Origin of the sequence: Micrococcus sp. CH7 (genome assembly GCF_001595485.1) — a bacterium.
Lineage (GTDB): Bacteria > Actinomycetota > Actinomycetes > Actinomycetales > Micrococcaceae > Micrococcus > Micrococcus luteus.
Map to the genome: position 1 here is coordinate 130,725 of NZ_LOSQ01000046.1, position 23,433 is coordinate 154,157.

Consider the following 23,433-nt stretch of genomic DNA (forward strand, 5'->3'; position numbering starts at 1 on the left):
CGCCGATCACCAGCCGAGGGCCTCGGCATCCGTGCCGGTGGCGGACCGGGCCTGGTCGCGCCAGGCGGCGAGGACCTCCGGGTCCTGCAGCTCGAGCCACGCGATCATCTGCTGGTAGGTCACGCAGTAGGTGTCCTCCTCGACGCAGACCTCCCGCATGACCTTCTCCACAGCCGGGTTGAACGCGTTGAGACCCCAGTCGTTGAAGTGGTTGCCGAAGACCAGCGGGGCGCGGTTGCCCGCGAACGCCGAGTCGTACATGTAGCGGTAGGTGCGGTACTGGAAGTCGGTGAGTCGGGAGACGTCCTCCGGGATGTCCTTGCCGCCGTTGCCGGAGATCCAGAAGTTGTAGTCCATCGCCATCACGAACGGGCTGGCCGCGTCCTTCTCGGCGAGCACGGGGGACCAGGTCATCGGCATCTCGAACTCCCAGATCCCGTCCTCCTGGTAGGGCCAGGCGACGCCGGAGGCGGCCGCGGCACGCGACGTGTCGTACTCGAGTCCGTTGTCCTTCCACATCGGGACGAGCTGGTCCCACTCCCCGTCGAGGCAGGGCAGGCGTCCGCCCTTGACGTCGTCGGGGGTGACCTCCAGCGCCGGCAGGGAGCTGCCCGGGTTGTAGGCGCCGGGGTCGGAGAGGATGTCCGTGAACGAGCCGTACTCCTGCTTCCATTCGGCCGTGGACCACTGGTCTGCGCCGTACCTCGTGGGCGCGCCCAGGTGACCCGCGTAGTGGGTGCCGATCTCGTGGCCGGCGGCGTGTGCCGTGTTGATGTTCTCGATGCGCTGCGCCACCTCGGCCTCGTCGCCGCCGAACTCCGTGCCCACGTAGCCGGGCTCGTTGCCGGGCGCCGTGTAGTTCTCCCGGTTGGCGGTCTCGATGAGGTTGATCGCGGACTGGAACACCGTGAACTTCGCGTCGGAGTCCGCCGCCGCGTCCAGGAAGGTCTTCCAGCGCGCGTCCTGACGGCCACCGTCGAAGGAGAAGAGGACGAACTGCGGCGGGCGTTCCTCCGCCGTGAAGGCCCGCATCGGCACGTCCTCATGGGAGCGGGCGGCCCGGGGGAGCGCGGGGTCCGCGGCGGCCGACGGCGAGCCCTCACCGGACGACGCCGCATCCGAGGACCGTCCCTGCGACGACGAGGCCTCCGATCCGTCCGCAGATGCGGGCGACGAGACGGCCGCGTCCGTGGCGCCGGAGGACCCGGCCGCCGTCCCCTCGTCCCCCTGCGGGGCGGCACAGCCGGCCAGCACGAGGGCGAGCGCCACCGACGTCCCCCACCAGCGGCGTCGCCGGGGCGAGGGGGTGTCGACGGTGCGGGCGGACGGGCGGGGGAAGGACATGCGGTCTCCTGGCTCGGTCGAGTGGCGGGCGGAGTGTCTCCTCCATGGCCGCCGTGACCAGACACGGAGGACTCCACGTTCCACCGTAGGGGAGGCCCCCCGGTGGCTCTGGAGCCCTGGCAGAACTGTGACCGGGTTGTGATGTGGCGCCGCGGCTGCCGGCATGGCCCTCGCGGGCCACACCTAGACTGGAGGCATGGAATATCTCGTCCCTGTCCTCGCGGTGGTCGTCATCGGCGCCCTCGCGTTCGCCGCCGCCCGGTGGATGTCGGCTGGTCGAGCGCGTCAGGCGGCGGATCAGCGCACGCCGTCCGGTCGCGGGCTGGACATCGGACCGGAGCGGGCGCGTCTGGCGGCGGGGCTGCTGGACGAGGACGCCCATCGGCGCGTGTACGGGCACATCGCCCAGAGCCGTGTGATGGAGGCCGTGCGCGACTACCGCGCCCACACGGGACGCGGCCTGAAGGACGCCGTCATGGACGTGCAGTCCCTCGCCGTGCATCCGCAGGTCTACTCCGAGCCGGTGCAGGAACCGGACGCCACGTCCGCCGGAGTCGCGGGGCCCGTTCCCGACGACCATGGGGAGCCCCACCGGGACGATGCGGCCCCGGCCGAGACCCCCGGGCCGAAGCGGCCCGGACAGGATTCGAGCGGGCGGGGGGAGCCGGACGCCCAGACGCCCGATCGCGAGACCTCTGACGCCGTGGCCGAGGACGACGCCCGGCAGGACGCCGACCACGACTCAGCAGCGCCGCCCGCAGACGAGTTGACGACCCTGACCGTCCCCGCCGAGTGGACCGCCGCCCCCGCCGAGGAGGAGCTCCCCTTCGAGGTCGAGGTGATGCGGGGGACGGAGTCCGTCCGCCTCTCCTCGCAGGACCTGCCGCCGTGGCTCCGCGATCAGCTCTCCGCCATGGTGCGAGACGGCAACCTCGAGTCCGCCGCCGTCCAGCTGTCCAGCCACTCGGAGCTCTCCGTGCCGGAGGCGTACGAGCTGCTGCGCCGCATGCGGGAGCGCCGCGGGGAGGGCTAGTCACCGGTCGGTCGGCACGTCAGGTCCCCGCGGCAGACGCGAAGAGGGCCGGAATCGCGTGGATTCCGGCCCTCTCTCGCGGAGACGGGGGGATTTGAACCCCCGGCCCAACTTTCGTCGAGCCCTTCATTAGCAGTGAAGTCCATTCGGCCGCTCTGGCACGTCTCCTCCGTCCGGCGCGCCTCGCACGGGGCGACGCGCGGTCAGACCGGTCCAGCTTAGCGCGCCAGGCCAGGGCAGGGCAAAGGAACGCCGTGCTCACGGGCGGATCACCATCGCGCACGAGCGGGGCCCCGGATCCATGGATCCGGGGCCCCGGGTGATCTGTCAGCCGTCCGGCCTGAGGCCGACGCGTCCGTTCAGATCAGATGCGGTCCTTGCGGTCGTTGCGGCCGTCGAGGTCGCGATCGGTGGCGTCGCCGTCGACCTTGACGTCCTCGTGGCGGACCTCCTCGGTCACCGTCTCGGTGTCCTGCACCTGGCGCTTGCCCAGGGAGACCTTCTCGGCGTCCACGGTCTTGTCGACGACCGGGGTCTCCTCGTAGGTGGTCACCTCGACGTCGCCGTCGCGGCCGGCGGTGCGGGCCTCGGCGGAGTCGGGGTCGACGGACTCGCGCTCCACCACGACCTCCTCGCGGGTGACGGGCACCTCGACGGTCTCGGTGGTGGTGTAGGCCTGCTTGCGCAGACGGACGCGGCCGGAGGCGCGGCGCTCGGTGCCGACGTTCAGCTGCTCGTCCTTGACGACGACGGAGTCGGCGTCGGTCACGTCGCGGCGGTCACGGTCGGCCACGTCGCGGCGGTCGCCGTCCACGACGGCCTCGTCGCGGCGGTCGGCCACGCCGGCCACGCCCGCGGTGCCGGCCACGCCGGCGGCGCCGGCGTCGGTGCGCACGTCGTCACGACGCACGTCGCCGTCGTGATCCGCGGCGGAGTACTCCATGGAGTAGTACTCGTAGATGCGCTGCTCCTCCTCGGGGGTCAGCGAGCCGTCCGCGTCCACGTTCGGGGCGTCCTTCACGAAGGACTTCTCGAAGGGCACCGTGATGCCGTCGGCGGTGGTCTGGGCCTGCTGCAGCGGCACGAAGGTCTCGCGGGCGCCGAACAGGCCGGTCTTCACCGTGACGAAGGTGGGCTCGTTGGTGACGTCGTCGAGGTAGACCTGACCGACGGAGCCGATCTTGTCGCCGTCGGTGGCGAAGACGGTGGAGTTCTGCAGCTGGTCGAGAGCGTTGCGGTCCATGAGGAATTCTCCTTTTGAATTGGTGTTTTGTTGCCTTACGCTCATTCACAATTCCCCATGGGCCCGAGTGGCGTCAACCATCGGCCCCCCAGATTCCCAATTCCCAGACTTCTCCCAGAATCTCGACGCGATCCGCATGATTCCGCGGATTCTTCGTCCGGGCCTGCTGTGGATCCTGGGGGATCGGTGGGAGTGTGGCGCATGCGGTCCGCGACCCTTGACGGCCACCGATATTGTGTGGAATACGCGCGCCGCAGGCGTGAAAACGATCCCGAGGAGAGTGGAGGCCCCATGTCCGAGCCCCTGGTGGCCGAGCGCCGCCTCGCAGTGGTGGGAGCCGGCCCCCGCGGCGTCATGCTGCTGGAGCGGATCCTCGCCCGGCTCGAGGGCGCGGCCCCGGAGGCACACCCCCGGCGGCTGCGCATCGACGTCGTGGACCCCTATCCGCCCGGGCCAGGGCGGGTGTGGCGCACGGACCAGTCCGAGCTGTACCTCATGAACACCCCCGCGTTCTTCCCGACCGCGTGCGCCGCCGACAACCCCGGTCTGCGCCCCTCCACCGCCGCCCAGACCTTCGACCAGTGGCGTCGCGTGCACCCGGAGGCCAGCCTCGGCGTGCGCCGCCACCAGTACCCGGCGCGGGCGGTCTACGGGCGCTACCTCCGGCACCTGTACAAGGACGTCGTCGCGGGGCTGCGCGCCCGTACCGAGGTCGTCGAGGTCGTCGAGCACCGCGCCGAGGCCACCGCCCTGCACCCCCGGCCCGACGGCGGTGCCCGCCTGGAGCTGCGGGACGCCGACGGTGCGGTCGCCGCGCTCGACGCGGACGCCGTCGTGCTCTGCCTGGGCCATCAGCCGGCGGAGCTCAGCCCCGGCCAGAACCGGATGGCCGCCGCCGCGCGGGGCAGGGACGAGCTGCACTACCAGGGCCCGCAGATCCCCTCGGACGTGGACGGGGAGACCGTGGAGGCCGGGGCGGACGTCCTCGTGCGGGGCATGGGCCTGAACGCGTTCGACCTGCTGGCCCAGCTCACCCAGGGCCGGGGCGGGGTGTACCGCCGCACCGGCGACGGACCCGGCCGGGCCCTGCGGTACGAGCCGTCGGGGGACGAGCCGCGCCTGCACCTGATGTCCCGCCGCGGCATCCCGTACCTGCCCAAGGCCGAGGTGGACGCCTTCGTGCCCCGCGGCGTCACCCTCAGCTACCTCTCCGACGCCGCCGTGGACGCCCTCGCCGCCCGGCACGGGGCCCTGGACCTCGCCGAGCACCTCTGGCCGCTGCTGCACCGCGACGTGGTCCGGCACTACTACGCCACGCTCGTCCGGGCCCAGCCCGAGATCCTCGGCGGCCCCGTCGAGGCGCGCCGATTCCTCGGGGAGCTCGTCGGCCAGCTCGAGGAGGCCGGCCGCGGCGCCCCCGTGACCTCCGCGCACGCCGAGGAGCTCCTCCAGCGGTACGCCCCCGGCCGGCGCTTCCTCGACATCCTGGCCTATGGGTCCCCGTTCGAGGACGCCGTGTTCGCCTCCCATGAGGACTATCAGCGGGCCGTCGCGGAGCTCATGGAGCAGACCTGCGTCGAGGCCGCCCTCGGGGAGGAGTCCCCGTTCATGATGGCCGTCGGCGCGCTTCATGCCGGCCGACTGCGGATCAAGGCGTGGGTCGCCGAGGGCCGGATCACCGAGGCCTCCCGCATCCGGGACGTCCAGGGCTGGTTCGAGCCGCTGGTCGAGGGCCTCGCCTCCGGCCCGCCCCTGTGGCGCGTGGAGCAGATGCTCGCGGTGCACCGGGCCGGCCTGCTCACCTGGGCCGGCCCCGCGCCCGTGGTCGAGGCCGAGGAACACGCATTCACCGCCCACAGCCCCCAGGTGGGAGCGCAGGACTCGCTGGGGCCCGCCGTCGTCGAGGGGGCCTGGCTGGTGGAGGCGATGATGCCGCCCAACCGCGTGCAGGCCGCCGCCTCCCCGCTGGTCCGTCAGATGCTGGCGGACGGCGTCGCCGCGGCCGGGACGTGGGAGGACGAGGAGGGTGTGCGCGTGCCCGCCACCGGCTTCGACGTCACGGCCCGCCCGTACCGGCTGCGGGCCGCGGACGGCACGGTCCACGCGGACGTGTTCGTGCTGGGCCTGCAGCTCTCGGGCGTGCAGTGGGGCACCGCGATCGCGGCCGAGGCCGGGGCCGATCCGGCCGGACGTGCCCTCTTCCTCGCCGACGCCGACGCCGCCGCGACGGCCGTGCTCGCCGGCTGAGCCCCCACGACGACGGCGGGGCCGTCCGGGTGGCTCCCGGACGGCCCCGCCGTCGTCATGCCGGGTGCGGCGCCCCGCGTCCCGTCAGGGACGGACCGGCCCGCGGCCCTTGCCGGGGTGCTCCGGGCCGTGGCCCTTGCCCGGGTGGTCGCCGCCGTGACCCGGGGTCGCGCCGACGCAGCGCAGCCACTCGCGCACGGAGTTCGCGGGCTTGCCCGGCACGCCGCGCGGATCGGTCACGCCGTCGCAGGTCTCGCCCGGGGAGGGCTCCGGCTTCGGGGTCGGCTCGGTCACGGGCGCGTCGAGCTGGAGGCCCACCAGGATCGGGTTGTGGTCCGAGGACCGCCACTGGTCCGCGGAGTACAGGTCCTCGGCCACGTAGTTGTGGCGCGAGTACTCCAGTGCCACGGATTCGTTCGCGTTGATCATCCAGATGTCCTGGCCGGTGATCGCCGTCGCCGCCGACGGCGAGGCGTAGATCCCGTCCAGGCTGCCGACGGCGCCGCCGAACGCGTACGAGTACTCGCCCGTGAGCGCGCCCTGCGAGAGGTACCCGGCCGCCTCGAGCACGCGGATCGGGTCCTCCTTCTCGTAGGCGTTGAAGTCGCCCATCAGCAGGACGCGGTCGGTGCCGGTCTCGGCCTTCATGCGCTCGGCGAAGGCCACGAGGGCCTCGGCCTGGCCCACGCGGTCCGCGTTGTACGCGCCCTGGCCGTCGCCCGCGTCCACGTTGTCCCCGGTCGCACCCGAGCCGCCCTTGGACTTGAAGTGGTTGGTGATCGCCACGAAGTCGGTGCCGGCCGCCCCCTCGGACGTGCCGTCGGCGGCGCGGAACAGCTGGGCCATCGGCTCGCGGGCGTTGTCGAAGTTCGTCTGGTCGTCCAGGATCACCGACTCGCCCACCGGGGTGACCTCGGCCGGCTGGTAGATGAACGCGGAGCGGATGACGTCCTCGTCCGCGAGCGCGGGACGGGTGGCCGGGGAGGCCACGTAGGCCCAGCGCTGCTCGCCGGCCTGCGCGTTGAGGGCCTCCACGAGGTGGGCCAGCGCGTGGTCCCGGTCGAGGCCGAACTTCTCGGAGTTCTCGATCTCCTCGAGCGCGACCACCGAGGTGCCGAGGCCGTTGATCGCGGCCGCGATCTTCTCCTGCTGGCGGGCGAACGCCTCGGAGGTGTAGGCGCCGCGCGGCAGGCAGCCGTTCGTGGTGACGGGGGTGCCGGCGCGGTCGCGGTAGGCGCTGCAGCCGGCCACGTCCTGACCCAGGGTCGTGAAGTAGTTGAGCACGTTGAAGCTGCCGACGGTGACGTTGCCGCCGACCGCCTCGGGGGCGGCCTCGGCCGGGCGGGTGTCCTCGATCGTCACGGGCTGGACGGCGGCCGCCGTGGCGTCGGTGAGGTGGCCCAGCGGCTGGAAGGACCACGCGTCGAAGCGCCAGTCGAGGATGACTCCGGTGGTGAACTCCAGGCCCGCGCCCACGCGCACCGGCTGGTCTGCGTCCAGGTACGGCAGCGGGTTCTGGTTGCCCGGCGAGCGCATGAAGTTCGCGGTGGCCCCGTCGTCGAGCACGATCAGCTGCTGCGCGTTGGCGGCCGCGACGGCCTGGGCCTCGGCGCCGGGCCGAGCCACGGACGTCGGGTTGTCCAGCGGCGTGGTGCCGGGGACGATGCCGAGGGAGCCGTACTGGTTGAGGGAGTAGTTGTCCGTGACCGTCCAGTCGCCCTGCGGGGCGAGGACCATGCCCTCGAGCGCCTCACGGTCGGCCTCCTCCAGCGGGAACTCCACCGGCGTGGGGGCCACGGCGCCGGGCTCGGCGACCGGCAGCACGCCGCCGGCGGCGACCTTGATCTGCGTGAGGCCGTAGTGCTCGGCCGCTTCGCCCGTGACCTGGACGTGGTCGCCGAGCGTCACGGAGCCGACCGTGTCCGGCGAGTACACGAACACGCCGTCGGAGGCGCCCGGGGTGGCGTCGGGGGTGTCGCCGCCGGTGCCGGCGGTCTGGATGTAGTAGCCGTCGTAGCCGCCCGTGGAGTACACGGCGGTGACGACGCCGGTGGTGGTCACCTGGCGCCCGGCGTACGGGGTGGCCGTGCCGGTGCCCTGGAGCTGGGCGATGGTGATCCGCTCGGCCGGGGTCGGCTGCGGCTCGGGCTCCGGGGTCGGCTCGCCGCCGGTGGCGGCGGCGTTGGTCGGGGTGACCTGGTCGGTGACGGTGAAGTCGGCGCTGTTGTCGTCCGTGTCCACGCCGTTCGTGCGGGTGAGGGACTTCGGGTCCGAGTTGGCCGAGGGGGCGCCGGCAGCCGCTGTTTCGAAGGTGTTCGTGGCTCCGTAGCCGAGCACGTCCGCGACGCCCGGCACCTGGCCGGTCACCACGGAGCCGACCGGCAGGTCCGTCACGGTGCCCGCCTGGCGCGCGAGCACGATCGTGCCCTTGGTGCCCGCGGGGTTGAACGCCCCGCCGGCCACGAGGTCTGCCTGCGGCAGGGCCGCGCCCGCGGTGCCGTTGGAGCCGCCGGAGACCAGGAAGTGGCCCTTCGCGGGCACCGTGCCGGACAGCGCGACCGTGCCCTGGGTCGCGGCCGTGCCGGCGGCGGAGCGGTACTGCAGGGACCAGCCGTCGAGGCTGATCGGCTGGTCGGTGGGGTTGTAGAGCTCCACGAACTTGTGGGTGTACACGGCGTTCGCGGAGCCGCCGTTGGTGTATGCCTCGTTGATGACGAGGGAGTCGCCGGCCGGGCTGGCCTGGGAGGGCAGGGCCACGGCGGGGGCGAGCAGGGCCAGGGCGGCGGTGGTCACCGCGGTGCGCGCGGCGAAGCGGGGCAGGGGGGTCATGTCGTCCTCGGTCTCGTTCTCGATGGGTCAGCGCGGCAGGCCCGCGGCGGTCAGCCAGGCATGGGCGGAGAAGACGGGGTGCGTGGCGGCGCCGCGCTGCACGCCGCGGCCCTTGCCCGGGTGGTCCTCGCCCTTCACGCGGCCCTTGCCCGGGTGGTCGGCGCCCTTGTCATGGCCCTTGCCATGACCCTTGCCCGGGTGGGTCGGGGCGGGCTGCTCCGGCTCGGTGGGGGACGGGGCCGCGGTGACCTCGAGGGCATGGCGCACCACGGTCGTGCTGCCGTCGGCGTAGCGCACGGTCATCACGAGCTCGCCCGTGCCCGCCGCGGCGGGGGCGGTGATCCCGGAGAGCGTGACGGTCTCGGAGCCCGCGGGGACGGCCACGGTGCCCAGGGCGGTCTCGGTGCCGTCGGCCGTGCGGAAGGCGACGTCGACCGCGGTCGCCGCGGGGGCGCCGTCGGAGTCCACCACGAGGTCCCCGAGGGTCAGGCCGACGGCCTGCCCGGCCTCGACCGAGGCGGGGGCGTCGGTGACCGGCACGCCGTTCTTGCCGAAGTCCGGGGCGACGGCGCCGTGGGCCGCGTCCTGGGCGCGGGCGTAGTCCGTGATCGCCTGGGAGTCCAACAGGCCCATGTTCACGAAGTTCTGGCGGCCGGTCGCGAAGGCGGTGTAGCCGTCGGGGGCCTTGGTCGGGTCCCCGAGCGTCGTCCAGGTGTCGTCGGCCAGGAACGACTGGCTGGCCACCGTGTACATGCGGTCCGCCTGGAGCGGCTCGCCGTCGATCCACACGCCGGTCACCTTGTCCCCCTGCGGGCGGGACTCGTCGTAGGTCCAGGTCAGCTCCTCGGACCAGCCGAGGGTGAACTTGCGCACGTCGTTCCGCCAGTTCTCCTCGAGGGCCAGCTTGATGGAGGAGCCCGGGATGTCGAAGTAGGTGATGGTGTTGCCGAACGGCGCCATGTCGAGCAGCTCGCCCAGGGTGAGGCGACCGACGAGGTCGGCCGGCTTGGCCGGGAACGCGCCGCCGTCGGTGGAGCGGTCCGTCAGCAGCTCGGAGCGCAGGCCGCCGGGGTTGGTCACGCCGAGGTCCACCTCGGGGTTCGCCTGCTCGGCGGCGTGCTTGACGGCGTCGCCCACCCAGGTGCCCAGGGTGGTCTCGGCGGCGCGCGTGCCGCCGGCCTTCCAGGAGCCGCCGGCGTCGATGAGCTTCTGGTAGTCGGTGGTGATGGAGGCGGACAGGTCGGCCACGACCTCGCCCTGCAGGTCCTCGAAGACCGCGACGGCCTCCTGCTCGATCGCGTACACCTGGGCGGTGACGGGGGATTCCGCGGCGGCCTCGGCGGGGGCCTGCGTGGACCGGGCCAGCAGGCGCGGGGTGAGCCCGGTGACCTCGCCGTCGGCGCCCACGGTCAGCTCGACGGCGGCCAGGTGGCTGCCGGAGGCGCCCGCCTGGATCACGGGGCGGTGGGCGCCGCCGGCCGTGGTGTCGTACTGGTAGAGCTGGTGGGTGTGGGCGTTGAAGATGACGTCCACGGCGGAGGAGGTCTCGCCGACGATGCGGTCGAACTCGGCCCGGGCCGCCCGCTCGGCGGCCAGCTCGCCCGCCCCGGCGGCGCCGTCGTGGTACGAGGCCACGATCACGTCGGCGGCGTCCTGGGCCTCCAGCTCGTCCGCGACCGCGTTCACGGCGGCGACCTCGTCGAGGACCTCGTTGCCCTTCAGGCCCGCGCCGGTGGTGGTCGCGTACAGCTCGTTGGGGGAGGCGCCGATGACCGCGACGCGCACGCCGTCGACGTCGAAGACGGCGTGCGAGGTGAGGACGGGCTCCTTGCTCGTCGGGTCCACCAGGTTGGCGGAGAGCACCGGGAACTGGGCCCGGGACTCCACACGGCCCTGCAGGTCGTCCAGGCCCTTGTCGAACTCGTGGTTGCCGGCGGTGAGCGCGTCCAGGCCGAGCGCGTTCATCACGTCGATCGTCGGGTTGTCCTGCTGCACGTTGGACACGGACTTCGAGCCACCGATCAGGTCGCCGGCGCTGGTCAGCAGCGTGGAGCCGGCGCCGTGCTCGGCCTCGAACGCGGTGCGGTAGTCCTCCACGGTGTCCGCGAACTGCGTGCCGATGTAGTCCGCGGACAGCGCGCCGTGGAAGTCGTTGAAGGACAGGATCGAGATGGTGGTCTCGTCCGCGGCGGCCGTCTCCACGGCCAGGGCGGGCGCCGCGCTCGCGGGCGCGAGGACGAGGACGGTGCAGGCGGCCGTGGTGACGGCACGGCGGCGGAACAGGCTGGGCATGGCTCTCCCCGGGATGCGTGATGACAGAGGTGCGCCGCCGGTGGACGGCGGGGTGACGCGCGGAGTCCATCACATCCAGGTGGCCCCCAGGTGAACGAGAGGCGGCGGGCCGTCCGGCCCGCCGCCTCTCGTCGTGTGCACGCGGATGGTGAGGGATTCGAACCCTCGGCACGGGGTCACCGCACACCGGTTTTCAAGACCGGCTCCTTCGGCCGCTCGGACAACCATCCCGGGCCTGACCGCGACGGCGTGGGCCGCCGCGTCGAGGACCCACTCTAGCCCGTGGCCCGGCGGGCGGCCGGTGGCGAGTCCGGCCCCCCGCGCGCGAGGATGGACCCTCGACCCCCGACCAGAGGAGGAGACCCCCATGGACGTCCCCGCACAGATGCGCGCCGTGCGATTCACCGGCGCCGGCGACAACGGCGTCGTCCGCGTGGGCCACGAGCCCGTGCCGGACCCCGGCCCGGGCGAGGTGCTGGTGCACGTGGCCGCCGCGGGTCTCAACCGCGCGGACATCGCGCAGCGCGAGGGCCGCTATCCGCCGCCGCGCGGCGCCTCCGAGATCCCCGGGCTCGAGGTCTCCGGCACCGTGGCGGCGCTGGGACCCGAGGCCGGGATGCCGGGTGAGGGGCGCTTCGCCGTCGGTGACCGGGTGTGCGCGCTCCTGGCCGGCGGGGGCTTCGCCGAGTACGTCGCCGTGCCGGCGGGCCAGCTCATGGCCGTCCCCGACGGCGTCGGCCTCGTCGAGGCGGCGGCCCTGCCGGAGGTCGCCTGCACGGTGCACTCGGCGCTCGTGGGCCGTGCGGGCGTGCAGGCCGGGGACCGGGTGCTCGTGCACGGCGCCACCGGCGGCATCGGCTCCTTCGCCGTCCAGTTCCTCGCCGCGCTCGGTGCACGGGTGCTGGGCACCGCCGGCGGCCCGGAGAAGGTGGCGCTCGGTCGGCGGCTGGGCGCCGAGCACATGTTCGACCACCGCGCCGCCGAGTCCGGTGCCTTCGCCCCGTGGGTCAAGGAGGTCACGGACGGCCACGGCGCGGACGTCATCCTCGACGTCGTCGGCGCCCCGTACCTGGCGCCCAACGTGTCCGCGCTCGCCCCCGAGGGACGCATCGTGACGCTCGCGGTCCAGGGCGGCGCCGTCCCGGAGGACTTCAACATCATGAAGCTGGTGGTCAAGCGCGGCTGGCTCACGGGGGCGACGCTCCGCTCCCGCTCGGTCGTGGACAAGGCCGGGATCGTGGCCGCGGCCGAACGTGCCGTGTGGCCCCTGGTGGCGGCGGGCCGCATCGACGCGAGCGTCGGGGCGTGCTTCCCGCTCGCCGAGGCCGCCGAGGCGTTCGACTGGTTCGACTCCGCCACCCGCACGGGCAAGGTCGTGCTCGTCACCGACCCCGCCGACGCGCGCCGGCCGTCCGGCGACCGCGCATGAGGGGGCCCTTCGCACGCTTCCGTCAGGAGCGTGCCGACGACCGCGAGCTCGGCACGGGGCTGTGGCGCCGTGCCCACGACCGACTCGGCCGGGCCCTGGACCGCTACTGGCAGGTGCTGGAGGGCCAGCGGGGCACGGACGTGCTGAGCCCCGAGGAGCGCAACGGCGTGGTCCACGCCGGCAACGTCCTCACGGAACGGCTCCCCGCGGTCCGTGCCCTGTGCGTCCGCCTGCACCGGGACCACGAGGGCGACGGCGAGCACATCCCGGCCGAGGCCGCCGACGTCCACCGTGAGCTCTCCCGCGCCGCGCACGAGCTGGCCGCCACCGCCCAGGCCCTCGCCCTGTACCGGCTCGGTCAGGGTTCGGCGGAGTCGGTCGGCCGGCACGCCGAACGCACCCTCGGCCACCTGGACCGGGCGGAGGAGCTGGGAGCCGGGCTCTGACGGCGGCGCGCCCCGGAGGGCCGGCCCGGAGACGAGAGGACCCCGCCGCGTGATCACGCGGCGGGGCCCGGGGGAGCCCCCTGCCGGATTCGAACCGGCGACCTGCTCTTTACGAGGGAGCTGCTCTGGCCAGCTGAGCTAAGGAGGCACGTGACCGTGAACGGCCACGGCTGACGAGCATACCGGTTTCGCGGCCCCGATTCCACCGCGCGGCCGGGTGCGCGGGCCACCGGGTGTGGCCCGCCCCTTCCGCGGGTGTTCACCCCCAGGCCATGCCGCGGCCAGACGAGGACGGTTCCCTGGTGGGCACACACCGTCGACGGGAGACGCATGAGCCTGCCCCACGCCCCTCGCACCCCGGCACCCCCCGCCGCGGCCTCGTCAGCCGCGCCCCTCCGCCTGGCCGTGGTGGACATGTCCGGCACGTCCATCGTGGAGCACGGGCTCCAGGACACGGCGTTCGCCCGCACGTTGGACCAGCACGGCGTCCCGGCGGGCACGCCGGATCACGACGACGCCGCTCGGCGGTTCCGCGCGCTCCGGCCCACCTCGCGCACGGCCGTGTTCCCCCGCGTGTTCGCCGACCGGGCGGTGGCCGCGGCGGCGACCCGCACGTTCGAGGCGGCCTTCGACGCGCTGCTGGCCGAGCACGGCGTCCAGGCCGTCCCGGGCGCGGAGGAGGCGCTCGTCCGCCTGCGCGCCCTCGGCCTCCACGTGTGCCTCTGCACCGGCTACGCCCGCCACACCCAGAACATGATCCTCGAGTCGCTGGGGTGGATGGGCCTGGCGGATCTGAGCCTCTCCCCGGACGACGCCGGCCGCGGCGTCCCCTACCCGGACATGATCCTCACCGCCCTGCTCGGTCTCGACCTCGACGACGTCCGCAGCGTCCTGGTGGTCGGGGACACCGCGGAGGACATGACGGCCGGGCGCCGCGCGGGGGCCGGACTCGTGGTCGGCGTGCGCACGGGTCGCGACGCGGACGACGTCCTGCTGGCGGCGGGCGCGGACCGGGTGGTGCCGGGCCTGGCCGACGTGCCGGACCTGGTGGTCCGCACCCGCTGAGCCGGCGCCGGTCCACCCGGCGCGGCCGCTCAGCGACGTCGCGGGGTGCGCACCCGGCGGGGCAGCAGGGCCAGCATCATGGCTTCGAGGGCCAGCTGCTCCGGCACGTTGGCGGCGATGCGCTCGCGGGCCGTGGTGACGGCGTCGATCCGGGCGAGCACCTCGGCCGAGTCGCCGGCGGTGCCGCGGGCGTACGCCTCGATCTCGTCCCGACGGTGCTCGTTGATGAGCTCGCCGTCGGCCCCCAGCTGCACGCGCAGCACGTCCCGGAACAGGCCCATGACGTCGATCATGGCCCGGTCCAGCGAGTCTCGGACGGCGCGGCGCCGCCGGCGGGTCTGGTCCTCCTCGAGCCGTTTGACGTGGTGGCGGAGCTTGGGCGGGACGGGCTCGCCGGGCTCGAGGCCCAGGGAGCGGCGCAGTGCCTCGAGCTCCTCGGCGTCCCGGGCTTCGGCGGCGGACTCGGCCTCGGCCTTGGACACCTCGGCCAACGTGGCGGCCAGGGCCATCGCGTCGGAGACGGCGGTGGCCTGGAGCGGCAGGGAGAGGATGCGCTCGCGGCGTTCGAGGGCCTCCGGGTCCCGCGCGAGGCGGCGGGCCATGCCCACGTGCGACTGGGAGATCCGGGCGGTGGTGAGCGCCGTCTCGCGGTCCAGCCCGTCGCGGCGGTGCAGCAGCTCCGCCACCTGCTCCACGGCGGGGATGCTCAGCGTGATCAGCCGGCAGCGGGAGCGGACGGTGGGGAGCACGTCCGCGGGGGACGGGGTGCACAGCATCCAGATCGTGCGGGCCGGCGGCTCCTCGATGGCCTTGAGGAGCACGTTCGTGGCGCGCTCCGTCATGCGGTCCGCGTCCTCCATGAGGAAGATCCGCCAGCGCCCGGTGGCGGGGGTGGACTGGCCGGCCTCCACGAGGGCGCGGACGTCCTCGATCCGATAGCTCACCGCCTCGGTGGCCAGCACGGTCACGTCCGGGTGGGTGCCGCCGAGGACGGTGCGGCACGCGTGGCACTCGCCGCAGCCGCGCGCCGCCGGGTCCGCGACCTCGCACTGCAGGGCCGCGGCGAACGCACGCGCCGCCGTCGACCGGCCGGAGCCGGGCGGGCCCGTGAACATCCAGGCGTGGGTGGGACGGTCCTCGGCCGCGGCGCGGCGCAGCTGGGCCACCGCGGCCTCCTGGCCCGCGAGGTCCGCGAACACGGCGGGGGCGGGGGCCGTCATCGGTCGGCCGCCTGGGCGGTGACGCGGGCCAGCGCGCGGGCGGTGAGCTCCTGCGGCGGCAGCGCGCCGTCGAGCACGAGGTACCGCTCGGGCGCGGCCGCCGCGCGCGCGAGGAAGGCGGCGCGCAGGGCCTCGTGCCGGTCCGCCGTCTCCCGCTCCATGCGGTCGGGGGTGCCCTCGCCCTCCGCCGCGCGCCGGTCACGCCGGTCCGCGGCGGTGGCCGCGTCCACGTCGATCAGCACCGTCAGATCGGGGACGAGGCCGTCCGTGGCCCACTCGTTCAGGGCGGCGATCCGCGCCTCGCCCAGCCCGCGCGCCGCGCCCTGGTAGGCCACGGACGAGTCCACATACCGGTCCGTGACGACGACGGCGCCCCGGGCCAGCGCGGGGCGCAGCGTGCGGACGGCGTGGGCGGACCGGGCCGCGGCGAACAGCAGCGCCTCGGTGCGGGGGTCCACGGGGGCGTGCCCGGGGTCCAGCAGCAGCTCTCGCAGCGTCTCGCCCAGGTCCGAGCCGCCGGGCTCGCGCGTGAGCACCACCTCGTGGCCCGCGGCGCGCAGGGCCTCCGTCAGGGCGCGGGCCTGGGTGGACTTGCCGGATCCGTCCGGTCCCTCGACGGCGACGAACAGGCCGCGATGCTCGGTCTGGGTGCTCACGCCTCGAGCCTAGACGCCGCCCCGGACGGGGAGGGAACCCGGCCGGGCCGACCGCCTAGACTGACCGGCATGAGCGCCCCCATGCACTTCGCCCTGCTCGTCGACCACTGGCTGTTCCGCGTCCTGGCGATCGCCGCGCTCGGGCTCGAGGTCTGGGCGCTGGTGGACGTCGTCCGGCGCCGCCCCGACGACTTCGCCCGCATCGGGGGCCGGGACAGGAGCTTCTGGCTGATCCTCACCGGCGTCGCCGCCGTCGTCGGGCTCCTCGGCGTGCTCGCCGGCGGCGGGATGGGCATGTTCGGCCTCGTGGCCGCGTGCGTGGCGTGCGTCTACCTCGCCGGCCCCCGCCAGGACATGGGCCCGGCCCTGCGCCGCTGAGGGTCCCGCGCCGTCGGCGCCGCCCTCATGACGACGGCGCCACCGCCGCCCAGCGCACGCTCAGCTCCCCGCGCCGCCACTGGTGCGGGCCGCCCAGCACGGGCCAGCCCGCCGCGCGGAGCGTGCCGACCGTCGCCAGCCACCGCTGCCGCGTCCCGTAGGCCGCGAGCGGGGCGTGCGCGGCCCACGCGGCGTCGGCCTCCGCCAGGAGCCGATGGACGGGCTCGCCGGGCACGTGCCGGTGGATGAGGACCTTCGGCAGGCGCGCCGCCACGTCCGAGGGGCGGGCGAAGGACCCCAGCCGGAGGGCCACGGTCAGGCTCGCGGGCCCGTCCCGACGCAGGTCCACCCAGGCCGCCCGCCGGCCGTCCTCGGAGCAGGTGCCCTCCACGAGGACGCCGTCGTCGGCGAGCCCCGCGCACAGCAGGGACCAGATCGCGGGCACGTCCTCCTCCCGGTACTGGCGCAGCACGTTGAACGCGCGCACCACGGTGGGCGGCCGCGGCACGGGCAGCTCGAAGCCGCCGACCGCCCAGGTGACCCCCGGCAGGCCGCCGGCCCGCTCCCGCGCCCGGGCCACCCGAGCGGGGTCGATCTCGAGGCCCACCAGCTCGAGGGCCGGGTTCTGCACGCGCAGCCGCTGGGCCATCTCGACGGCGGTCACCGGCTCCGCGCCGAAGCCCAGGTCCACGGCCAGCGGGCGGGGAGTGCGCCGCAGCAGGGGGCCGTGCACGTCCGTGAGCCAGCGGTCCACCCGGCGCATCCGCTGCGCCGCCGTCGTGCCGCGGGTGATGTGGCCCTGCGGGCCCCGTGCCGGGACTGGGCCGGGCGTCGTGCGCGCGCGCAGCCGCCGGGCCTTCTCCACCATGGGCTCCAGCGTAGGGGAGCGGCGGGACGGGTCCGCCTAGGATGGTGACATGGCGAACACCACGTACACGCTGGTCCTGCTGCGGCACGGTCAGAGCGAATGGAACGAGAAGAACCTGTTCACCGGCTGGGTGGACGTCCCGCTGACCGAGAAGGGGCGCGCCGAGGCCGCCCGCGGCGGTGAGCTGCTGGAGGCGGAGGGCATCCGCCCGGACGTGGTCCACACGTCCCTGCTCAAGCGCGCCATCACCACGGCCAACCTGGCCCTCGAGGCCGCGGACCGCCAGTGGATCCCGGTCAAGCGCAGCTGGCGCCTGAACGAGCGCCACTACGGCGCCCTGCAGGGCAAGGACAAGGCCCAGGTGAAGGAGGAGTTCGGCGAGGAGCAGTTCATGGTCTGGCGCCGGTCCTTCGACACCCCGCCGCCCGCCCTGGACGACGACTCCGAGTTCTCCCAGATCGGCGACGAGCGCTACGCGGACCTGGGCAAGGACGCCCCCCGCACCGAGGCCCTCAAGCAGGTCATCGACCGCCTGCTGCCCTACTGGGAGGAGCAGATCCTGCCCGACCTCAAGGCCGGCAAGACCGTGCTGATCGCCGCGCACGGCAACTCGCTGCGCGCCCTGGTCAAGCACCTGGACGGCATCTCGGACGAGGACATCGCGGGCCTGAACATCCCGACGGGCATCCCGCTGGTCTACGAGCTGGACCAGAACTGCAAGCCGATCACCGCGAACGGCCGCTACCTCGACCCGGAGGCCGCCGCCGCCGGCGCCGCCGCCGTGGCCGCCCAGGGCTCCGCGCACTGACGCGTCCGACGACGACGGGCCGGGACCCCGCCGGGGGCCCGGCCCGTGGCGTCGGGGACGGTCAGGAGCCGGTGGCGTCCGGGCGGTGGGTCGCCCACTCGCCCGTGACGAGGTAGCGCACCTTGGCGGCCACGGACAGGCCGTGGTCCGTGAACCGCTCGAGGTAGCGCGAGGCCAGCGTGACGTCCGTGGTGGTGGCCGGCGTCGCGCTCCAGTCCGGGGCGGCGATCGCGCGGAAGACGGACAGGTGCAACGCGTTGACGTCCTCGTTGAGGGCGTCGATCCGGTCCCCGTGCGCCAGGTCCTGGGTCTCGAGCAGCAGGACGACCTCCTCGGCCACCTCCACGGCGGCGTCGCACATCGCGGTGATCACGGTCCGGACCTGTTCCGGGATGACGTGCTCGGGGTAGCGCAGCCGGGTCAGCTGGGCCACGTGGCGGGCGAGGTCGCCCATGCGCTCGAGCGAGGAGCTCATCCGCAGCGTGGCGACGACGGTGCGCAGGTCCGTGGCCACGGGCGCCTGCAGCGCCAGGATGCGCACGGCCTGCTCGTCGAGGGACTCCTGCAGCTGGTCGATCCGCGCGTCCTCCGAGATGACCCGTTCGGCGCCGTGCACGTCGGCCGCCTCGAGGGCGGCCTGCGCGTCCATCATGGCGCGGTGCACGAGGCGGGCGATCTCGGTCAGGTCGCGGCCCAGCCGTTCGAGGTCGGCTCGGTAGAGCTCGCGCATGGTCTCCTCTCCCCGGCGACGCCCGTGCGCCGCCGACCCCGACTCCCCGGGGCAACGGTCCACCCTGGCAGGGCAAGATGAACGGCCCATGAACGCCGATCGTCCGGCGTCTGGCGGGGCCGGGGCAGCCCGTCTCCGGGCCGCCAGAGGCTAGTCTGGTGCCGTGGATCCCGTCATCATCGGCCTGCTGTGCGGAGCGGTCGGACTGTTCACCGGAGTGGCCTCCATGCTGGCCTTCCGGGCGTCCGAGCGCTCGCGGACGGTGGACCTGACGGTCGGCGAGCCCACCCTCGCCCCGGGCGCCGCCGAGGTCCTCTCCGTGGTCGGCCGCGCGTACGCGGTGGTGGACGACGTCGACGGCGTGGTGCGCGCGAACCCCGCGGCCTACGCCCTGGGCCTCGTGCGGGGGCACTCGCTCGTCCAGGACCAGCTGCGCGAGCTCACGCGGACCGTGCGGACCGACGGCGTCATCGTCGAGCGCCGCATGGAGCTGCCCCGAGGACCCCTCGGGCAGTCGAGCCTCGTCGTCGAGCTGCGCGTGGCCCCGCTGGACGAGGAGTACATCCTGATCCTCGCCGACGACCGCACGGACGTGACCCGCACCGAGGCCATGCGCCACGACTTCGTCGTCAACGTCTCGCACGAGCTCAAGACGCCGGTGGGCGCCATCTCCCTGCTCTCCGAGGCCATCGGCGACGCCGCGGAGGACGAGGAGGCGGTGCGTCGCTTCGCCGCACGCCTGGGCGTCGAGTCCCGCCGGCTCTCGGCCCTCGTGCAGGACATCATCGAGTTCTCCCGGCTGCAGGCCAAGGACGTGGTCCAGGACGGGGGGCCCGTGGACCTCAACGCCGTCGTCGCCGACGCCGTGGACCGCCTGCGCCTGACCGCCGAGGACCGCGGCATCGCGCTGCGCGTGGGCGGCCGCGTGGACGCGGTGGTGCACGGGGACCAGGACCAGCTGATGACCGCGGTGCGCAACCTGGTGGACAACGCGGTGCGCTACTCCCCGGAGGGCACCACGGTGGGCATCGGCCTGAGCTCCGTGGACGGGCTCGCCCAGGTCACCGTCACGGACCAGGGCATCGGCATCAGCCCGGAGGAGCAGGAGCGGGTCTTCGAACGCTTATACCGCGTGGACGCGGCGCGGTCGCGTCAGACGGGCGGCACGGGCCTGGGGCTGAGCATCGTCAAGCACGTCGTCATCAACCACGGAGGGGAGGTCACCCTCTGGTCCCAGCCGGGCCGCGGGTCGACCTTCACCATCCGCCTGCCCGAGTGGGGGGACGGTGTCGCCGTCGACGGCGCGCCGGGTGCCGCCCACGTCACCGAGCGGCGCGGTCACCGGGTGACCGCCTCGGCCGCACCCCCGACCCGGAAGGAGACGAGCGCATGAGCCGCATTCTGATCGTGGAGGACGAGGAGTCGTTCAGCGACCCCCTGTCCTACCTCCTGGAGAAGGAGGGGTTCGAGGTCACCGTCGCCGCCGACGGCAACGAGGCGCTGAGCGTCTTCGAGCGCGACAGCGCGGACCTGATCCTCCTGGACCTGATGCTCCCGGGGATGTCCGGCACCGAGGTGTGTCGTCAGGTGCGCCAGCGCTCCAACGTCCCCGTGATCATGTTGACCGCGAAGGACTCGGAGATCGACAAGGTCGTCGGCCTCGAGCTCGGGGCGGACGACTACGTGACCAAGCCGTACTCCTCGCGTGAGCTGGTGGCCCGCGTCCGCGCCGTGCTGCGCCGTCAGGGGGAGCAGGAGGAGCCGATGTCGGCGACCATCAGCGCCGGCCCCGTGCGGATGGACGTCGAGCGGCACGTCGTCTCCGTGGACGGCGAGCAGGTGTCCCTGCCGCTCAAGGAGTTCGAGCTGCTGGAGATGCTGCTGCGCAACGCCGGGCGCGTGCTCACCCGCGGCCAGCTGATCGACCGCGTGTGGGGCTCCGACTACGTGGGGGACACCAAGACCCTCGACGTGCACGTGAAGCGCCTGCGCTCCAAGATCGAGCCCGATCCCTCGAGTCCCCGCTACCTCGTCACGGTGCGCGGCCTGGGCTACAAGTTCGAGGCCTGACCGGGGCGCTCCGCCCGGGACGACGACGGCCCCGGCTCCACCTCACGGTGGGGCCGGGGCCGTGGCGTGCCGGGCGCAGGCCCGGCGGAGGTCAGTGCTCCTCGCCGTAGTGGTGGGTCTCCTCGTGGAGGTGCCCGACGAGATCCTCCTCCGAGGGCTCGACTCCCTCGGGGAGCAGGTCACGGTACTGCTCCTGGGTGGCGCTCAGCAGCGGGACGGCCAGGTCGGCGGTGCCGCCGTTGCCGGAGACGGTCACGGGCAGGTTCTCGCCGACCCACACGCCCTCGCGCTCCAGGACGGTTGTGTTCGCCTCGTCCTCGAGCTTGCGGCTCTCGCCGGCGGGGACCTTCAGGGTCGCGGAGCCGCCGCCCTCGGCCTGGAAGGTGTAGGTCTGATCCTGGCCGGAGGTGTTCTCCACGGTGCCGATCAGGCGGGCGGGGCCCGACTCGCCGTCGCCGACGAGGGCGAGGTTGCGGTAGCTCAGGAAGTCCTGCTCCTGGCCGTTGATGCCGTCCGAGGGGGAGTACTGGATGGCGGTGGCGATCGGGCTCACGGCGGAGCAGCCGGTGGCGCCCAGCAGGGCGACCGCGGCCAGCGCACCTGCGGCGAGGTGGCGCCGGGCGGGCCGGGATGCGTTCTTCACAGAGGTCTCCTCAGGTGCGATGACGTGCTCAGGAGCCCCGAGGCAGGGGCCCTGCCAGGTCAGGCTACCGCATCCCGGGACGCCGGCAGGCCTGTGGTGCGGGGTCGTCCACTATCACATCCGGAGGCCGAAGATGTGACGGCACGCGCGGCACGACGAGGCCGCATGATAGAATGAGACGACTGAAAGGGGCACAACAACATGGTTTTTGAGGTCGGAGAGACCGTCGTCTACCCCCACCACGGTGCTGCGCGGATCGAGGAGATCAAGATGCGCACCATCAAGGGGGAGGAGAAGATGTACCTCAAGCTCAAGGTGGCCCAGGGAGACCTGACCATCGAGGTCCCTGCGGAGAACGTCGACCTCGTCGGCGTGCGTGACGTCGTGGATGCGGAGGGGCTCGAGCACGTCATGGAGGTCCTGCGCGCCGAGCACGTGGAGGAGCCGACCAACTGGTCCCGCCGCTACAAGGCCAACCTGGAGAAGCTCGCCAGCGGCGACGTCAACAAGGTGGCCGAGGTCGTCCGCGACCTGTGGCGCCGCGACCAGGACCGCGGCCTGTCCGCCGGCGAGAAGCGCATGCTCTCGAAGGCCCGCCAGGTGCTCGTGTCCGAGCTGGCGCTGGCCAAGAAGGTCACCGAGGAGGAGGCCGAGGGCCGCCTGGACAAGGTGCTCGAGGGCTGACGAGCAGCACACGGCAGGGGAGGGGCCCGCGTCCACGACGCGGGCCCCTCCCCTGTCTCGTCCCCGGCCGCGGTCGCCACAGGGGCGGGCCACGGACCCCTGGCGTGCTCCCTAGGATGAGGCCATGCCCACCGCCCTCGTGATCGCCGCAGCCGGCGCCGGCACCCGCCTCGGCGCCGGGCTGCCCAAGGCCCTCGCCCCCCTCGCGGACGGCCGCACCCTCCTGCGCCACTGCCTGGAGTCCGTCGCCGCCGCGCGCACCGCCGGGCTCGACCTGGACGCCGTCGTGGTGCTCACCCCGCCGGCGGGGGCCGATGCCGGCCGCGTGGCCGCCGAGGTCGACGCCGGCCCGCGCCTGGACGTGCCCGTGCACTGCGTGCCCGGCGGCGCCGAGCGCGCGGACTCGGTCCGCGCCGGACTCGCCGCGGCCTCCCGCGCTCTGGCCGACCTCGCCCCGGCGGGGGCGCCCCGCCGCGTCCTCGTCCACGACGCGGCCCGCGCGCTGACCCCGTCGAGCGTGTTCGCGGCCGTCACGGCGGCGCTCGAGACCGGCGCGGTCGCCGCGGTCCCGGGCCTGCCGCTGACGGACACCGTCAAGCAGGTCACCCCCGGCCGGGGCGGAGTCGACGTCGTCGCGGCCACGCCGGCCCGCGCCGCACTGCGCGCGATCCAGACGCCGCAGGGCTTCGACCTGGACACCCTGCTGGCGGCCCACGAGGCCGTGCGCGCGGACCCCACGCTCGACGCCGCGGCGCTCACCGACGACGCGATGGTCATGGAGGCCGCGGGGCACGAGGTCGTGGTGGTGCCCGGCGACCCGGCCGCGTTCAAGGTCACCGCCCCCGCCGACCTCGACCTCGCCCGCCTCGAACTCGCCCGCCGCGCCCCCCAGGAGGAGGCCCCCATGGACCAGCCCGCCCGCCCCGCCGCTGCGGCCGCCCCCCTGCCGCGCGTGGGGATCGGCACCGACGTGCACGCGTGGGCACCCGAGGACGCCCCCCGGCCCCTGTGGCTCGGCGGCATCCACTGGCCCGGCGAGCGGGGCGTGGCCGCGACCTCGGACGGGGATGTGGCCGCCCACGCGGCGTGCAACGCCCTGCTCTCCGCCGCCGGCCTCGGCGACCTCGGCGCCGTGTTCGGCGTCGACCGGCCCGAGATGGCGGACGCCTCCGGCGCGGACATGCTCCGCGAGGTGCTGCGCCTGCTGACGGAGGCGGGCGTCGCCGTCGGGAACGTGGCGGTCCAGGTGGTCGCACCCCGGCCCAAGGTGGGCACGCGCCGCGCGGAGATGGAGGCCGCCCTGTCCGCCGCCCTCGGCGGGGCCCCCGTGTCCGTCTCCGCCGCCACGACGGACCGGCTGGGCTTCATCGGGCGCAGGGAGGGGCTGGTGGGGATCGCGACCGCGCTCGTCGTCCCCGCGGCCTGAGCCCGCGTCGGCGCACCGACTA

General features: G+C 74.1%; 20 protein-coding genes and 3 tRNA genes. 11 read left to right on the forward strand and 12 right to left on the reverse strand.

All coding sequences use genetic code 11. The features are described 5' to 3' along the window. Positions 1 to 6: 6 nt before the first annotated feature. Positions 7 to 1,344: a hypothetical protein gene (locus AUV08_RS11520; protein WP_061873260.1), complete on the reverse strand. Its 1,338-nt coding sequence runs from the start codon at positions 1,342 to 1,344 to the stop codon at positions 7 to 9. Positions 1,345 to 1,540: 196 nt separating this feature from the next. On the opposite strand from AUV08_RS11520, the gene AUV08_RS11525 reads away from it, so the two are divergent. Beyond that, complete coding sequence (locus AUV08_RS11525) at positions 1,541 to 2,377, forward strand: hypothetical protein (protein ID WP_061867512.1); 837 nt, start codon at positions 1,541 to 1,543, stop codon at positions 2,375 to 2,377. Positions 2,378 to 2,456: 79 nt separating this feature from the next. Here AUV08_RS11525 and AUV08_RS11530 read toward each other — a convergent pair. Then, positions 2,457 to 2,545, reverse strand: a tRNA-Ser gene (locus tag AUV08_RS11530). Between the two features lie 196 nt (positions 2,546 to 2,741). Then, entirely contained in the window at positions 2,742 to 3,620 is an 879-nt protein-coding gene (locus tag AUV08_RS11535) for a PRC and DUF2382 domain-containing protein (protein WP_061867511.1), read from the reverse strand. A 291-nt stretch (positions 3,621 to 3,911) separates the two neighbouring features. Between AUV08_RS11535 and AUV08_RS11540 the strand changes: the two genes are divergently transcribed. Next, entirely contained in the window at positions 3,912 to 5,867 is a 1,956-nt protein-coding gene (locus AUV08_RS11540; RefSeq protein WP_061873261.1) for an FAD/NAD(P)-binding domain-containing protein, read from the forward strand. 84 nt (positions 5,868 to 5,951) lie between these two features. On the opposite strand, the gene AUV08_RS11545 is transcribed toward AUV08_RS11540, so the two are convergent. From AUV08_RS11545 to AUV08_RS11555, 3 genes are all read right to left on the reverse strand, one after another. Continuing rightward, positions 5,952 to 8,696: an ExeM/NucH family extracellular endonuclease gene (locus AUV08_RS11545; RefSeq protein WP_197459310.1), complete on the reverse strand. Its 2,745-nt coding sequence runs from the start codon at positions 8,694 to 8,696 to the stop codon at positions 5,952 to 5,954. Positions 8,697 to 8,723: 27 nt separating this feature from the next. Next, complete coding sequence (locus AUV08_RS11550) at positions 8,724 to 10,988, reverse strand: bifunctional UDP-sugar hydrolase/5'-nucleotidase (RefSeq protein ID WP_061867509.1); 2,265 nt, start codon at positions 10,986 to 10,988, stop codon at positions 8,724 to 8,726. A 142-nt stretch (positions 10,989 to 11,130) separates the two neighbouring features. Then, positions 11,131 to 11,218, reverse strand: a tRNA-Ser gene (locus AUV08_RS11555). A 137-nt stretch (positions 11,219 to 11,355) separates the two neighbouring features. Between AUV08_RS11555 and AUV08_RS11560 the strand changes: the two genes are divergently transcribed. Together AUV08_RS11560 and AUV08_RS11565 are read left to right on the forward strand one after the other, a co-directional pair. Then, positions 11,356 to 12,417, forward strand: a complete 1,062-nt coding sequence (locus tag AUV08_RS11560) for an NAD(P)H-quinone oxidoreductase (RefSeq protein WP_081097720.1) — start codon at positions 11,356 to 11,358, stop codon at positions 12,415 to 12,417. After that, positions 12,414 to 12,863 carry a hypothetical protein gene (locus AUV08_RS11565; RefSeq protein WP_002858061.1) on the forward strand — a complete coding sequence of 150 codons (450 nt, stop codon included), beginning with the start codon at positions 12,414 to 12,416 and terminating at the stop codon, positions 12,861 to 12,863. Before AUV08_RS11560 ends, AUV08_RS11565 begins: the two co-directional genes overlap by 4 nt. A gap of 74 nt (positions 12,864 to 12,937) precedes the next feature. On the opposite strand, the gene AUV08_RS11570 is transcribed toward AUV08_RS11565, so the two are convergent. Then, positions 12,938 to 13,011, reverse strand: a tRNA-Thr gene (locus tag AUV08_RS11570). A gap of 182 nt (positions 13,012 to 13,193) precedes the next feature. Here AUV08_RS11570 and AUV08_RS11575 point away from each other — a divergent pair. Beyond that, positions 13,194 to 13,928 (forward strand): HAD family hydrolase, encoded by a 735-nt coding sequence (locus AUV08_RS11575; protein WP_061873262.1) that lies wholly within the window; start codon positions 13,194 to 13,196, stop codon positions 13,926 to 13,928. A 29-nt stretch (positions 13,929 to 13,957) separates the two neighbouring features. Here the strand turns inward: AUV08_RS11575 and AUV08_RS11580 are convergent, their stop codons facing one another. Together AUV08_RS11580 and tmk are read right to left on the reverse strand one after the other, a co-directional pair. Beyond that, positions 13,958 to 15,148, reverse strand: a complete 1,191-nt coding sequence (locus AUV08_RS11580) for a DNA polymerase III subunit delta' (protein WP_036384674.1) — start codon at positions 15,146 to 15,148, stop codon at positions 13,958 to 13,960. Further along, positions 15,145 to 15,804, reverse strand: a complete 660-nt coding sequence (gene tmk, locus AUV08_RS11585) for a dTMP kinase (RefSeq protein ID WP_036316043.1) — start codon at positions 15,802 to 15,804, stop codon at positions 15,145 to 15,147. Before tmk ends, AUV08_RS11580 begins: the two co-directional genes overlap by 4 nt. Positions 15,805 to 15,885: 81 nt before the next feature. Here tmk and AUV08_RS11590 point away from each other — a divergent pair, with 81 nt between their 5' ends. Next, complete coding sequence (locus AUV08_RS11590; protein ID WP_036384680.1) at positions 15,886 to 16,182, forward strand: DUF2516 family protein; 297 nt, start codon at positions 15,886 to 15,888, stop codon at positions 16,180 to 16,182. 25 nt (positions 16,183 to 16,207) lie between these two features. On the opposite strand, the gene AUV08_RS11595 is transcribed toward AUV08_RS11590, so the two are convergent. Then, positions 16,208 to 17,050 (reverse strand): hypothetical protein, encoded by an 843-nt coding sequence (locus AUV08_RS11595; RefSeq protein ID WP_060974309.1) that lies wholly within the window; start codon positions 17,048 to 17,050, stop codon positions 16,208 to 16,210. A gap of 49 nt (positions 17,051 to 17,099) precedes the next feature. On the opposite strand from AUV08_RS11595, the gene AUV08_RS11600 reads away from it, so the two are divergent. Then, positions 17,100 to 17,858, forward strand: coding sequence for a phosphoglyceromutase (locus AUV08_RS11600; RefSeq protein WP_036384685.1), 759 nt, complete (start codon positions 17,100 to 17,102; stop codon positions 17,856 to 17,858). 61 nt (positions 17,859 to 17,919) lie between these two features. Here AUV08_RS11600 and phoU read toward each other — a convergent pair whose 3' ends face one another. Beyond that, a complete protein-coding gene (gene phoU / locus AUV08_RS11605) occupies positions 17,920 to 18,588 on the reverse strand; it encodes a phosphate signaling complex protein PhoU (protein WP_036316039.1) in 669 nt (222 codons plus the stop codon). A gap of 163 nt (positions 18,589 to 18,751) precedes the next feature. Here phoU and AUV08_RS11610 point away from each other — a divergent pair, with 163 nt between their 5' ends. Both AUV08_RS11610 and AUV08_RS11615 read left to right on the forward strand, forming a co-directional pair. Beyond that, positions 18,752 to 19,981, forward strand: a complete 1,230-nt coding sequence (locus AUV08_RS11610; RefSeq protein WP_061873263.1) for a cell wall metabolism sensor histidine kinase WalK — start codon at positions 18,752 to 18,754, stop codon at positions 19,979 to 19,981. Then, positions 19,978 to 20,658 carry a response regulator transcription factor gene (locus tag AUV08_RS11615; protein ID WP_002858071.1) on the forward strand — a complete coding sequence of 227 codons (681 nt, stop codon included), beginning with the start codon at positions 19,978 to 19,980 and terminating at the stop codon, positions 20,656 to 20,658. Before AUV08_RS11610 ends, AUV08_RS11615 begins: the two co-directional genes overlap by 4 nt. 91 nt (positions 20,659 to 20,749) lie before the next feature. Here AUV08_RS11615 and AUV08_RS11620 read toward each other — a convergent pair whose 3' ends face one another. Continuing rightward, entirely contained in the window at positions 20,750 to 21,301 is a 552-nt protein-coding gene (locus AUV08_RS11620) for a hypothetical protein (protein WP_036384688.1), read from the reverse strand. A 201-nt stretch (positions 21,302 to 21,502) separates the two neighbouring features. Between AUV08_RS11620 and AUV08_RS11625 the strand changes: the two genes are divergently transcribed. Both AUV08_RS11625 and ispF read left to right on the forward strand, forming a co-directional pair. Next, positions 21,503 to 21,985, forward strand: a complete 483-nt coding sequence (locus tag AUV08_RS11625) for a CarD family transcriptional regulator (protein WP_002858073.1) — start codon at positions 21,503 to 21,505, stop codon at positions 21,983 to 21,985. A 124-nt stretch (positions 21,986 to 22,109) separates the two neighbouring features. After that, on the forward strand, positions 22,110 to 23,411 hold the full coding sequence (gene ispF, locus AUV08_RS11630) for a 2-C-methyl-D-erythritol 2,4-cyclodiphosphate synthase (RefSeq protein ID WP_061873264.1): 1,302 nt from the start codon (positions 22,110 to 22,112) through the stop codon (positions 23,409 to 23,411). Positions 23,412 to 23,433: the final 22 nt, after the last annotated feature.

What these genes read in the sequence shown, in the direction of transcription:
- AUV08_RS11550 (WP_061867509.1), bottom strand. Translation starts at nt 10,988, where the DNA reads ATGCCCAGCCTGTTCCGCCGCCGTGCCGTCACCACGGCCGCCTGCACC.
- AUV08_RS11520 (WP_061873260.1), bottom strand. Translation starts at nt 1,344, where the DNA reads ATGTCCTTCCCCCGCCCGTCCGCCCGCACCGTCGACACCCCCTCGCCC.
- ispF (WP_061873264.1), top strand. Translation starts at nt 22,110, where the DNA reads ATGCCCACCGCCCTCGTGATCGCCGCAGCCGGCGCCGGCACCCGCCTC.
- AUV08_RS11600 (WP_036384685.1), top strand. Translation starts at nt 17,100, where the DNA reads ATGGCGAACACCACGTACACGCTGGTCCTGCTGCGGCACGGTCAGAGC.
- AUV08_RS11625 (WP_002858073.1), top strand. Translation starts at nt 21,503, where the DNA reads ATGGTTTTTGAGGTCGGAGAGACCGTCGTCTACCCCCACCACGGTGCT.
- AUV08_RS11580 (WP_036384674.1), bottom strand. Translation starts at nt 15,148, where the DNA reads ATGACGGCCCCCGCCCCCGCCGTGTTCGCGGACCTCGCGGGCCAGGAG.
- AUV08_RS11560 (WP_081097720.1), top strand. Translation starts at nt 11,356, where the DNA reads ATGGACGTCCCCGCACAGATGCGCGCCGTGCGATTCACCGGCGCCGGC.
- phoU (WP_036316039.1), bottom strand. Translation starts at nt 18,588, where the DNA reads ATGCGCGAGCTCTACCGAGCCGACCTCGAACGGCTGGGCCGCGACCTG.
- AUV08_RS11575 (WP_061873262.1), top strand. Translation starts at nt 13,194, where the DNA reads ATGAGCCTGCCCCACGCCCCTCGCACCCCGGCACCCCCCGCCGCGGCC.
- AUV08_RS11590 (WP_036384680.1), top strand. Translation starts at nt 15,886, where the DNA reads ATGCACTTCGCCCTGCTCGTCGACCACTGGCTGTTCCGCGTCCTGGCG.
- AUV08_RS11615 (WP_002858071.1), top strand. Translation starts at nt 19,978, where the DNA reads ATGAGCCGCATTCTGATCGTGGAGGACGAGGAGTCGTTCAGCGACCCC.
- AUV08_RS11535 (WP_061867511.1), bottom strand. Translation starts at nt 3,620, where the DNA reads ATGGACCGCAACGCTCTCGACCAGCTGCAGAACTCCACCGTCTTCGCC.
- AUV08_RS11540 (WP_061873261.1), top strand. Translation starts at nt 3,912, where the DNA reads ATGTCCGAGCCCCTGGTGGCCGAGCGCCGCCTCGCAGTGGTGGGAGCC.
- AUV08_RS11595 (WP_060974309.1), bottom strand. Translation starts at nt 17,050, where the DNA reads ATGGTGGAGAAGGCCCGGCGGCTGCGCGCGCGCACGACGCCCGGCCCA.
- AUV08_RS11545 (WP_197459310.1), bottom strand. Translation starts at nt 8,696, where the DNA reads ATGACCCCCCTGCCCCGCTTCGCCGCGCGCACCGCGGTGACCACCGCC.
- AUV08_RS11565 (WP_002858061.1), top strand. Translation starts at nt 12,414, where the DNA reads ATGAGGGGGCCCTTCGCACGCTTCCGTCAGGAGCGTGCCGACGACCGC.
- AUV08_RS11525 (WP_061867512.1), top strand. Translation starts at nt 1,541, where the DNA reads ATGGAATATCTCGTCCCTGTCCTCGCGGTGGTCGTCATCGGCGCCCTC.